4 protein-coding genes are annotated in these 13,754 nt (G+C 41.0%); 1 reads left to right on the top strand and 3 read right to left on the bottom strand.

Annotation, left to right across the window (positions count from 1 at the left end):
• Nucleotides 1-42: 42 nt before the first annotated feature.
• Genes JO154_RS13690 through JO154_RS13680 form a run of 3 tightly spaced genes read right to left on the bottom strand, consistent with a single transcriptional unit; the run spans nucleotide 43 to nucleotide 5,514 of the window.
• A complete protein-coding gene (locus JO154_RS13690; protein WP_291946376.1) occupies nucleotides 43-2,172 on the bottom strand; it encodes a DEAD/DEAH box helicase in 2,130 nt (709 codons plus the stop codon).
• Nucleotides 2,169-3,482, bottom strand: a complete 1,314-nt coding sequence (locus tag JO154_RS13685) for an ATP-binding protein (RefSeq protein WP_291946374.1) — start codon at nucleotides 3,480-3,482, stop codon at nucleotides 2,169-2,171. The genes JO154_RS13690 and JO154_RS13685 overlap by 4 nt, the downstream gene beginning before the upstream one ends.
• Entirely contained in the window at nucleotides 3,466-5,514 is a 2,049-nt protein-coding gene (locus tag JO154_RS13680) for a tellurite resistance TerB C-terminal domain-containing protein (RefSeq protein ID WP_291946372.1), read from the bottom strand. The genes JO154_RS13685 and JO154_RS13680 overlap by 17 nt, the downstream gene beginning before the upstream one ends.
• Before the next feature lie 506 nt (nucleotides 5,515-6,020).
• Here JO154_RS13680 and JO154_RS13675 point away from each other — a divergent pair.
• Nucleotides 6,021-13,724, top strand: a complete 7,704-nt coding sequence (locus JO154_RS13675) for a non-ribosomal peptide synthetase (protein ID WP_291946370.1) — start codon at nucleotides 6,021-6,023, stop codon at nucleotides 13,722-13,724.
• The last annotated feature ends 30 nt before the right edge of the window (nucleotides 13,725-13,754 follow it).

Below are 13,754 nucleotides of genomic sequence, written 5' to 3'. Positions count from 1 at the left end.
GGAATAAAAGTTGGACCAATGAGACTATGCTCGTTTAATCTTTTAATTAGATAAAGTGAGTGTCATTTTAGCAATAAAATCGAATGCCCCTTCAAAATCGTGCATCTGGTTCTTTAATACCATCACCTGATATTTCAAGGGCAAATACTTAGCCCACTTCGAAAAATCAAGACTTCCCGGGTTCGAATCAATATACGCCTCCAAACTTGTATCTACCGAATTTTTCGTCTGTGATAATCTACCCCATGCTTCGTAGAACGCATCGATAGCGGCCTCTATCTGAATTGCACCATTTTTACCATCTATCCGAACATCGAGACCTACCATTTGCAGTAGAAAGGCCAGACTGTTAGTAATGCGACTACCAGTAAATGCATACAGCAAAATGTATTTGTCGGAGATTAAAAGAGGTCTTTCGGTATGGCAATCCTGGATTTTAAAAATACTAAACTCTCTTCTTAGATTAGCAACTTCGACCTTGCATTCCGCATTCAAATAAGTATATTCAGTATGGGTACAAATTATTTCGAACATCTTCTGTCTTATCATGTGATGGACATTGGGCGATTTTCCGATAAAAATTGGCTTTCGTCCATCATTGGCCATGACTACTTCAATCCTTTTTGCCGCCAGATCTACATACTTTATTTTCCAAACCTTTGCAGCTAGCAATATGTTCTCATCAACTGTCACTTGCGGCAATAAGGGAATTTCCCCAATTCTTTTACCTTCATACACCACTTTAAAAGAGATATCTGTAATGAAAGTGCTGTAAAATTCTCTATTGTTGACAAGCTTTTCACCATCAACTCCAATTATTAGTTCACCACCAATGCTTTCAATAATATTTTGGCTGAGGAGGTGATGTACAATGGTATTCAGCTCATCCTCCGTTACATTTCTAAATGCAGGATTATTTTTAAATTCCGATACTAAGTCATTCAAAGGCTTCCCTGATGAAGATTTCAGCACAGAAAGGATTTGGTGAACAAAGGTATCATATGCATATTCAATAGCCACAGGAGGCTCAATAAACCCTTCATTATAGAGCTCCCAACATGCAATGGACTGGATTAAACTCCATTCATTGGTAGCATAAAGGTACAAGCTCCCTGATCGACCTTCTCCTCGCCCACTTCTACCTACTCTTTGTATTAAGGAGGCTATACTATGCGCTGCGTCTATCTGAATTACCTGATCAATACTGCCAATATCGATGCCCAATTCAAGTGTAGATGTGCAAATAATGGAATAATTTTGTCCTCTACTATTATTGGCAAATTCCTCCACATATTCTCTCACCTCCTTATCCACTGATGAATGGTGGGAGAAATAATTATTATGGCCTCCAACTATTTTGGCAATTTTCAACAACTTCACCGCCACCTCCTCTACTCTACCTCGACTATTCGGAAAGATTAATGATTTCGTATTACAACATTCCTGATAGAGATCCTTTAATAGATCAACGGTAAGGTCTTCTCCTGGAGTATAAAAGTATTTAAAATGGATTTCGGTTTCCTTCTTTGCACGATCTATTAAAACAACCGTATTCTCCTCTTCTCCAGTAATCTTTTTTGCCTCCACAAAATCGCCAATGGTGGCTGAAAGTCCTACTATTCTGAAATGATTACCAGTAACCAATTTCAATCTATACAAAAGCGACTTTAATTGTACCCCTCTAGCGCTACCAACAAATGCATGGACTTCATCAATGACTAAATACTTTAAGTTTTGGAAAAGGTGCTTTAGATTAGACGGTCTATTGACAAACATGGCTTCTAGCGACTCTGGAGTAATCAGCACTATGCCATTGGGGTTCTTCAAAATGTTATTTTTAGCACTTACGTTTGCCTCTCCATGCCATTTAACAACCGTAACATCCAAGTATTTACATAACTCTTCCACCCTTAAAAACTGATCATTTATTAACGCGATCAGTGGCGACACATAAAGCACTTGGACCCCATTTTCACTAAAATTCACCTTCGATAAAATGGGTAAAAAAGCGGCTTCCGTTTTTCCAGATGCTGTTCTGGAAGCTAAAATATAATTCGCATCTGTTGATAAAATTTTCTCAATGGCAGCTTTCTGAATGGGGCGAAATTTATCCCATCGTTTATCCCGAACAAATCGCTTAATTGGCTCAGATAGTAAATCAAATGGACTCACAATTCTTCAATTTGATCAAGTGTTAGAATATCTGGTCTTTCATCCACTACTTCTATATCAATAAATAGTTGCTGTTTATTTAGTGTAGGGTTCTGTCTTAAAATATTCAGAATATTCAAAAAGTCTCTAATAATCTCACGAGGGGTAAGGAACTCACTGGCTCCAGGTTTATTAAACATTGCTTCCATGAAAGTCTGGATTTCCTCATCACTAAAATCGACGGTGATGCCATAATTCTGATCAAAAATTTCTTTAAGCTTTTTTAGCAGGACAAAAACCTCGTTATGATTTAATGGCAATAATCTAATAACTGGCTGGGAGAAATCTCGGATTTCATTCGTCTCAAATTTATTAGATTCAAGGCGGCTCTTCAAAGCGCTGTAGCTAAAAAGTCCACGTCTTTCATTCTCTAATGTCTCCTTCGTTCCAGCAAAATTAAAAAAGAGGTTCGTCACCTTACCTTGAAAACAATCATTATAGATAGTCAGGATCTTCTCATAGTTCTTTTCTCGCATGACACTGGTGGAAATTTTATACAGGTTAATCACCTCGTCTAAATTAACCACAAATCCACTATACCCCATACTCACAAAGAACTTACAGAAGTTTTTGAGCATATCATAATAATTCAGATCATTTATAATTTCTCTGACTCCTAGATCCTGCCTAGCTTCTGTTTTAGTTTTGTATTCCCCTTTAAGCCACTTTAAGGCATTCTTCATTTGGAGATCATCACTCTTCACATAGCCTTCATAATACTTCATTACAACAGTACCGAAATCATAACCGCCAACATCAGAAAGTTCACTAATTATTTTCAGTATATTAGATTGTATTAACGGCAAATACTGATCTTGTCTGATATCTGTCAAGGGAATATTGTTGGATTCCGCCGTCCTAGTAATGGTTTGTTCAATCCATTTTTCCATCAAAGTAGGTAAGGCCCCTCCTTCTGGTTTTGTCTGGATCGATATATTATTAATAAGTGCTGTATACAGGGCTACCGCCTTTCCATCATTTGCATATAAACGATTATCTGGTGTAAAGTCTGCTGTTGCCACTACAAACTTCTGGCGCAAGGCGACCGTATTCATCAGGTGCAGCATGAAAGATTTACCAGATCCAAAATCTCCAATCCAGAATTTCACCATACTATGGCCATTCTTGACATCCTCCAGCGCCTGCACAAAAGCATTGGTTTCATCGGATCTACCAACATTTATATGTTGAACACCTATTTTAGGAACTACACCTGCAAGTAATGAATTAATGATGGCTGTAGCCTCCTTAGGTTTAATTATCATGCTCATCAGTCAGAATTTTTTTATAGTAGTTTTCGTTTATAATATATACATCCTCCTCTTCTTCTATCAGCACATCATCTAAATATTCAAAATGCAATTCATTTATACTTTCGATTAAAGATCCGATGAATAAACCATTGGACTTTGCAAATTGTTGTGCATCGATAATAGGTAATACAAAATTATTTTTTGCAAATAATTGGAGCAAGGATGCTTGTGTTGGTGTCAAACCGAAGCGATATCGACTAGCGCTCGAAGTATTAACAACATCTGCAACACTATTTATATTCAATACAATTTGACTCTCTTTTTCCTGTCCCTTCTCTGTAAGAGCCATATTACCATTCTCTTCAGACTCTTCATCTAATAAATTATTCAATAGTTCAACAGTATCCTGGTATTTAGATGCTGCCGCATCAATTAATTCCTGGTCCAATTGGATTTTCCTTCGTTTCGTTTCATAGAACTTACGTACGTTTACAATGGCATTATCCAGGTCTTTTGTCTCAATTAAATTTTGAATGATTATTTCAAAATCATGTACTTGTTCAAGATTATTAAAGAGACTTTTTTGAATTGTTTTAGCTATCGGTTTGTTATCAAATTCTTTGGACTTGAGGTCATGATCAATATAGTGTAGATATAGAATTAGTGCAGTTACTTTATCCTTTTTTGCTATCATCTTACTAGCTTCATAAAAGATACTTTCAACTGAAGGATTCTTTTTATTCCTCGCACCCAACAATAGTACTTCTTGTAAGAACCAATCCACTGGCTTAACTGGGATCATCTGCTCTAGCTTCTCTAGGGCTAATTTCCAGCGTGTAGTATTCTGGACATTTAGTTCCAATTCGGTTTCTTGGTCAGGCTCCTCTATTATTCCTATGTTAGCAGCAATGATACCTTCTACTTTCTGCAATACCCCTACCTCTATTTCGGTCTTTGCGACGGAGTAACTATCTACTGATAGTTTTCTTTTATGTCCATATTGGTCTCGAACTTTATTCTCACAATATTTAAGAATTAATATATAAAGCTCTTTACGAAGCTCTTGCAAAGAATAGATATAGTTATTACTATTTAGTCTATATTTAAAATGCTTCCTTGCCACCATATCCCCAATGATATCGAACTGCTGCTCAATAGATGTTCCCTCTCGAGTAAAATCCGATTTCAGGTTTGTGATAACGCAGACAAATAGTTTAAGTATTTGTTCTTGGCAAAATGGTATTCCATAGAAATTGTTCCCTTGGTACCAAATTTTATTAAGTAATAACTCCGAGTCCTTATCCAGTTTGAGCTTGTCTTTAAACACTTTACCTAGGGCCCATTCATATTCATATGAGTTATGTGGATTACCTTCCGCCATCTGCATCTTCACACGCCGTATGCCATTAATATCATTGATGCTACCCATTTTAGCTAGCAACAAGGTTCTTGTATATGAATAAGTCCTTGGATAATGGAGACCTAAATTATCTACCTGTTTTTCCAGCCATTCTATATCTTTTGTCTGATCAAATTGAGCTAACAAATCATAGAGTAGAATTAATGCGTAATTGAAATAACCCTGAAGATCTAAGTATACTCCTTCGAGGAAATTCTTTTTAAAAGTGTGATAGTAGTCTTGCTGGGCTTTTGTCGCTTTATTCAGATCATCAATGCTACTGATATATAAATGATTCCAGGGAACAACTGCTGTCCCTTTTCCAGTAGAGGGTTCGTAAGCAGGAATAATTGATTCTTCGCCTGTAACATCTAAAATAAAGTTATCATGAGCCATTTGATCAAATGTATGGGAGGGTAAGGAAATGGGTGCATCCTGTACCTTATCTTGTCCTGGCTTTGTTGCCACAGCGTTCATTTTAGATTGCTTCTTAGAGGGAAAAATTAGTTTCGCAATAGGCGGAATTAATATAAGTCCTAGTAAAAGGACAAAAAAGGCACTTCCTCCTTCCCCTGATAGGAATCCACCAATCGAAGCAAAACAAAGGAAACAGCCCAATACCCAGCGTATAAGGATGAATAACGTTCTCATGACAAGTCAATATTTGAATACATACTTATTATTTGAGGCTTGAGGGGCGCTTTACATATAGGTTATTTTCGTATCCTATAAAGCTAAACTAATATATTTATATAGGCAAGAAAAAATACCCTCCGCTAAAAAGCTAGGTACCAGCTATTCCATTCTTTCAGCAATGCACTCTATGACAAATGTAAATAATATTACATATTTATGCATACCCTTAGCGTATACCCACAGGAGTTAGTTTAATAATAAATTAATCCGTTTATGCGTTGACGTAACCACAATAAAATCTATTTTCCACTTAGAAAAATCCACAAACAGGAAATACTACTAAGGTGTTATATCCAACCACCTGAAAAGCATTTACTTCGTTTGTATAACTTGTTACAACAAAATAACCCGAGCACCTGTGCCGCTGAGCTTTAATGCAAACCCTCAATTAATCCGGTGATTAACCCGAGTCTATCTGTCTAATCCCCTGGGATATTTTTTCTTTATTATAACCATAAGGTATGTTAACAAATGTTTTCCCGCTACATCCTACACAGAAGGATATTTATGTAGACCAATTGATGAATCCTGAAAGCCCTCATTACACCTTAACAGGATATCTTACATTAAAAGGACACCTAAACAAAACGAAATTCGCAAAAGCTGTCAAGGTAGTGATCTCTGGGAATGATATCTTTCGTATGAGCTTTGATCTTGAAAGTCCGCAACCCATCGGATATGTAAGCGATGCCACCCCTGAAATCCCTTTACAGGAAATCGATTACAGTCAACAAGATGATCCGGAAGCATATACGCTGGAATGGATACAGCAACAATGCAACACTCCCCTCCGATTGCAAAAAGGTATTCCCCTATTCGAACATTATCTTATAAAAATTGCGGAAGAGGAATACTGGTACGTGTTTAGATGCCATCACCTCATATTTGATGGCGCCGCATATCAGCTTTTCCTGCAGGCCATTGCACGGGAATACAAGCACGGACAAGGAACAACCACCTATCCCTCCTATGCGAAAGAAATAGCAGACTACGCTCCTTTTTATCAGAGTCAATCCTACCAGCAGCAGCTAAATTACTGGCAAGGAAAACTCGAAAATAAACCGCCCAAACTTTTCAATTATAAATATCCGTACAATGATGAGCAAGGTAAAACCAGTGCACTCTTTACCTTACAGCTTACCGATATGCAAAGAGCAGTACTCGAACAAACGGCGCGTACCTGCGGATATAGTTTGCAAAAACTCACGGTAGCTGCTACCATCATCTACTTTGCACGCATAACAGGACATACCGAACTACTGTTGGGTATAGTACGCCACAGACGTATGACGCAACTGCAACGTAGTATCATAGGCGTCTATTCCGGAATTGTACCATTTATTGGCCAATACAATGCTGATGATCAATTGATAGATCTACTGCATAAAATAGATACCGCACAAAAAGAAGATTTTCCTCATCAACAAGCATCCCTCAACGAATTGAGTAGCATGCTGAAAGACAATCATGCAGATAGCTCCCTATTTGAAGTGCTGGTCAATTACGTGCTGCTAGATCTCCAACTTGATTTTGATGAAAACATTTCCACCTCCTTCCACCAAACATGGACAGAATATGAAAAGCGACCACTCCGTATATACTGGCAGGATTATGGAAAACATCAGCCATTACAATTGAATATCATCCACCAGTTGGCGCATATCAAAAAAGAGGAAGCGGTATTATTATCCAAGCGTATCCTGCATATCATTTCTCAGTTTGCAGAAAAACTACATCATCCTATCAGCGATATTGACATCATACCTCCTGCTGAGAAAGCAATACTCTTGGAATCTGCCCATCCACTCGATACTTCCCATACCAACAAAACGATCTATTCCATCTTTGAGCAGCAGGCTATCCGCACACCTGATAATATAGCCATCACCTGCGATGATCGTACACTTTCCTACAAAACGCTTTACACACGTGCCCAACAACTGGGGCAGTATTTGCGTAGTAAAGGCGTAGGAAAAGATACTTTAGTACCCGTTTGTATCGAACGATCTCCTGAGATGATCGTGGCACTCCTGGGCATTCTAAGCGCAGGTGGAGCTTATGTACCGATTGATCCGGAATATCCGGAGGAGCGTATTCGTTTCATTTTGGAAGATACCGCTGCCAATATCGTAGTGACCTCTTCAGGATGCCTGCCCATATTAGCCGCGATATACAACAATGAAACGGTCGTATTAAGCGATACGGCTGATTTTTCAGCTACCGCAGACACGTCCCCTCTCCCTGCAGCGCACCCCCATGATGCGGCCTATGTAATTTATACATCTGGCTCCACAGGAAAACCTAAAGGCGTGATCATAGAACATCGTAATGTGGTCAGTCTGTTTGAAGCCGTGGTAGGGTATTACGACTTCAATGAAAATGACGTATGGACGATGTTCCATTCCTATTGCTTTGATTTCTCTGTATGGGAAATGTATGGCGCCCTGTTCTATGGCGGCCGACTGGTAATTGTACCAAAGCATTTCGCCAGGGATACCGCTGCTTTTGCAGGGTTACTGCAACAGGAACAAGTGACCGTGTTGAATCAAACCCCTGCTGCATTTTATGTATTGCAGGAGGCAGTAACAGCAAATGATGCCTATCACTCGCTTGCCATACGCTACGTCACTTTCGGCGGAGAAGCACTGAATCCTGCCAAGCTGAAATCTTGGAAGACGACATTTCCTGATTGTAAGCTAATTAACATGTATGGGATTACTGAAACCACCGTCCATGTTACCTTTCAGGAAATAACCGATGAACACCTGAGCAGCACCGGCAGTATTATAGGCCGGCCTATTCCTTCGCTGGGGGCTTATATACTTGATGCGAACCAACAACTGCAGCCGGTAGGCGTACCAGGAGAATTGTATATATCCGGTGCGGGCCTAGCAAGGGGATACCTGAATCGTGCTGAACTGACGGCAGAACGATTTATTGCCAATCCTTTCCATTCCGCTGTGAGTCCACGTTTATACAGAACCGGTGACCTCGCCCGATGGCTCCCTGACGGCACCATGGAATATCTTGGTCGTATAGACAATCAGGTAAAAATACGTGGATTTCGTATAGAATTAGGGGAGATTGAAAACGTGCTACACCGCTGCCCTATTGTAAAGCAGGCGGTAGTAGTGGTGAAATCAGATCACATCAATACATCGGAAGAAAAACAATTAGCAGCGTACATCGTATCCAATGGCGAATTTAACAGGGAGGCTATCATCAACCATATGCGCGAATGGCTCCCTGATTACATGATTCCCTTGCTGCTCACTCCGATCGATGAAATGCCGTTGACAAAAAACGGAAAAATTGATAAACCTGCCTTAACGGAATTACATACTGTTATCCAGCACAATAAGTTAAGAGAAGCGCCGCAAAACGATCAGGAACGGCAACTGGCCGCGATATGGGAGGAAGTCCTAGGCATAAATGACATCAGCAGAAATGATAATTTCTTCGAATTGGGAGGCGATTCCATCCGACTAATCAAAGTAGTCAGTCGCGTCAAAAAGATCTTCGCTAAAGAACTCCAGGCTGCCGATGTATACAGAGCCGCAACCATCGCTGATTTATCACAACTAATCGGGGAACTGCATATAGATGCTGATGATACTGCCAGAAAAGATATCCTGGCAGCGATAACGCAACAAAAAAATGCCTTGCTCTCTACGCTGCCGAATGCGGATGCTATTGAAGATATCTTCCCGATGAGCGACATACAATCTGGGATGATTTATGCTTCCCTTCGCCATCCTGAAGATGCTATTTATCACGATCAGTTTTCCAGCCGCATGTCGTTGGATACAGATATCAGCAGACTCGAAAAAGTACTTTCGTTGATTAGTGCCAGACACGGTATACTCAGAACAGCCTTCCTCCTCGATGGCAACGCAGAGAACATGCAGGTGGTATACAAATCCGTACAAACGCCATTAGCCGTTGTGGATATGAGTGACCAGGAAGAAAGTATGGAACTGGTGAATGATTACCTACGAAAAGAACGGAGCACCCCATTCGATTACGCGCAAGCTCCACTCTGGCGTGCGGCTGTCATAAAATTGAAAACGCACTATGTGTTCATTCTTCAGATGCATCATGCGATCCTTGACGGATGGAGTGTTGCGAGTCTCAATACAGAAATAAACAATCTCTACACCTCCGCTTCGTTGGATGTACCGCCAATATTGAAAGCTAGTTATAAAGATTATGTTATTGAAAATATTATCCAAAAAAGCAATGTCCAATCAAAGGATTTTTGGACACGGGAGATGAATGGTTATCGACGTCTCGATATTTTCACCACGGAAAAAGATCAACAACGCTTCCTCAAAAAATATGAACCCGGTCTGTTAGATGCGATAAAGCAAAAGGCAAAAAAAGAAGGCATCGCTGTCAGTACCCTCTTCCTCGGCGCATTTTATTATGCAATCAGTATGCTAACTTATGAAGATGAACTGACATTGGGGCTGGTTACCAACAACAGGCCTATGATTGAAGATGGCGACCAGATGCTGGGCTGTTTCCTCAACTCCCTTCCAATAAGATACAGCGCTGCCAGCAAGTCGACCTGGCGCGATCTGATGGTCGGCTTGGAGCAAAAACAATTATCCATCAAAGCTTACGATCGCCTGCCTCTTGCAGAAATAGCAAAGTTACACAGGCATCATAGTGTGGATGAAAATCCGTTTTTTGATGTCCTCTTTAACTACATCAATTTCCATGTGTACGATCAACTGAACGAACGTCTCTTGCAGGGCACCGTCAATGACCCAACCACCATGACCTTCGGTAGTTTTGCGGTAGCTAATACGCATTTCGACTGCACCATTAGCACTACCGGCGATGTGCTCACCATTCTCCTTTGCCAATCCTACAAACTGAAGTCTGGCAAGACGTTGGAAATATTCTCAGGTTACCTGGAACAAATTCTGCAACAGATACTACATCATTATGATGAACAGATAGATAGAACGGCTATACTCTCCCAGCAAGAATTGGATATTTGTTTCACCCCGATGAATAAAGTGACAGTTGAACAGCCTACATTCCAGACCATTCCTGCCACCTTTGAAAAACAGGTAGCACTAACACCCAGCGCCAAGGCGCTTATCGGCAGTACCACGATGACATATGCCGAACTAAATGCACAGGCCAATCAACTGGCGTATTACTTAAGGGAACTGGGCGTAGCAAAGGATACACCTGTACCTGTTTGCATAAATAGATCCACAGACCTAATAGTCGCAATTTTAGGTATCCTGAAGGCTGGTGGTGCCTATCTTCCACTAGACCCCGCCTATCCAAAAGAGCGCATTGCAAGTATGCTGGAAGGCGTAACCTATGAAGTAGCTATCACTACAAGCGGTAATACCTCCCTATTCGATAGCCCGGCAAAAGTGATATGTCTGGATACACTTAAGGACAAGCTGTCTCTGCTTCCTTCAGACAATCTGGCGCATGCAATTCATCCGGAAAATCTGGCATATGTGATGTTTACATCTGGCTCTACCGGCCGTCCCAAAGGCGTGATGGTCACGCATAGCAATGTGGTGAGTATTGCTTTAAAATGCGAGTTTGCATCCCTCACAGCGGATGATATTTTACTGACCACTAGCTCCCTCTCCTTCGATGGTACTACAGTGGATTTCTGGGGCATGCTGCTCAATGGCGGACAATTACTGCTTTGCAGCGATGAACAACTCTTGGATAATGATCTCCTGAAAAAAGAAATCGAGCAACATCATGTAAATAAAATATGGTTTACTGCTGGGTGGTTAAATCAATTGGTAGATACAGATATCAGCATATTCAAACAGTTGCGTACCGTCATTACCGGCGGTGAGAAGCTATCTCCCACACATATTAAGAAATTACGTGCAGCCTATCCAGACCTAGAAATCATTAACGGTTACGGCCCTACGGAGAATACCACCGGATCCTTGAGTTATCGTATAGGACAAACGATTACAGGCGATATTCCTATCGGAGTTCCATTAATATACCGAACTGCATATGTACTGGATATACACCAACAGTTGTTGCCAGTTGGTGTAATTGGGGAGTTATATGTAGGCGGAGCTGGGCTCGCACGTGGATATTACAATAACCCCCAGCTCACTAGTGAGCGCTTTATTGCGCATCCTTTTGTAGCAGGAGAAAGATTATACAAAACCGGCGACCTGGCACGTTTCGGTGAAGATGGTTTGGTTGAGTTTTGGGGAAGAGTAGATGACCAAGTAAAAGTGCGTGGCTACCGCATAGAACCAGGAGAAATTGAAAATATGATCCTGAAAAGTGGGTTGGTGGAAAGAGCTATCATTGTTGTAAAAAAAGATACGACGGGCAACAAGCAACTGATGGCATATGTAGTCCCCATGGGTACTTTCGATAAAAAAGCATTACAGCAATTCCTCGTGGAGCAGCTACCGGATTATATGGTGCCTGCGGTCATACATCCAATGGATGTCTTACCGCTTACACCCAACGGCAAAGTAGACAAACAGTCCTTACCTGCTCCTGATCTCGATACTATTTCAGATACAACATTTACCGCACCAGATACAGCCACCGAAAAGGTGGTAGCAACCATCTGGCAGGAACTATTGCATGTAAAAGCTGTTGGTAAATATGACGATTTCTTTCAGTTGGGAGGGCATTCACTACTGGTTATCAGAGTAAGGGCACATATTAAGATGGCCTTACATGTCAATATTCCCGTTGGTAGCCTTTTTCAGTACAGAACATTGGCCAAGCTCTCAGCGTATATTGAGGGAATGCAGCATAGTTCCGACGATGATGTTATAATACCGTTCGATCGTAGCCACTCAGACCGTATCCCCTTATCTTTTGGTCAGGAAGAATTGTGGATGATGGATAAGCGGAGAGGAACAGCCAATTATCACATGCCTTTTGTTTTTAATTTAAAGGGAGACATTAACCGCTCAGCCCTGACAGCGGCTTTCAGGGCACTGGTGGATAGGCATGAGTCGCTGCGAACGGTCATTCGCTGGCACCCAGTAGATGCAAAAGCCTATCAGTATTTTCTTTCTGCGGACAACTGGCAATTGAATTTTACCGATTGCTCACTCCAAGAAACGGAATTAAATGTTTCGGCTTATATACATTCATTGTTGGTTACCACATTTGATTTATCGGCAGACTATATGCTGAAAGCCCATTTGATAAAGATAGGGACCGATGAACACCTATTGGTAATGCTGCTACACCATATAGCTGCTGACGGCTGGTCACTGGCAATTTTCATGAAGGAATTTACACAGCTTTACAATGCATATTGCAGCGGTGAAGCTTTAGCCTTGTCTCCACTCCCCTACCAGTTTGCAGACTATGCATGTTGGCAGCGTAGACAGGTAGCATCCGGAATCCTGGATGCAAAGCTGCGGTACTGGACCACCAAGCTGGAAGGATATACACCTTGGCTACTCCCTTCAGATTACGAGCGTACTTTACACGAAAGTAATAAAGGACGGATGTTGCACTTCCATGCCGATCATAACCTGGCAGCAGCCCTGCGCGCGTTATCGCAGCGCAATGAGAGTACCCTCTTCATGACATTACTTACTGCCTTTAAAATCCTACTGCACGATTTCAGTGGAAAAGATGATATCTGTGTGGCTACCGCCGTTGCTGGTCGTACTAAGCAGGAAATGGAATGTCTCATGGGCTTCTTCTCCAACAACCTGTTACCATTACGCAGTAACCTCGGTGGTCATCCATCCTTTATTGAATTACTGCAACAGGTAAGACAAACCTCCATTGAGGCTTATGAGGCGCAGGAAGTGCCATTGGAAAAAATTATGGAAGCGCTGGAAGAAGAATCGGGTATTTCCGATAAATATCTCTATCAGGCAATTCTCATATTGCAGAATACACCTGAATTACCTCCATTGCGGCTGGATAATATATCACTAAAAGAAGTGAAAAAAGTACATGAAACCAGTCAGTACGAGCTGAATGTATCTGTAAGAGAAAAGCCAGATGGGTTACTATTTTCAGTGGAGTACAACACTGAAATTTTCAGACAGGAAACGATCGAACAATTATTCAGGAAGTATTTTGTTTTATTGAACAATATCATCATATCTCCTGACGCATCCATTCAACAGTTGATACCTGCCGATGCATTAAATACTGTTGGTTAATACTAACAACACAACGAGGTGGCCTCAATA

Source organism: Chitinophaga sp. (assembly GCF_019236475.1).
Classification (GTDB): Bacteria; Bacteroidota; Bacteroidia; order Chitinophagales; family Chitinophagaceae; genus Chitinophaga.
Note: the sequence above shows the minus strand (reverse complement) of the source record. Positions and strands in the feature narration are given on the sequence as shown.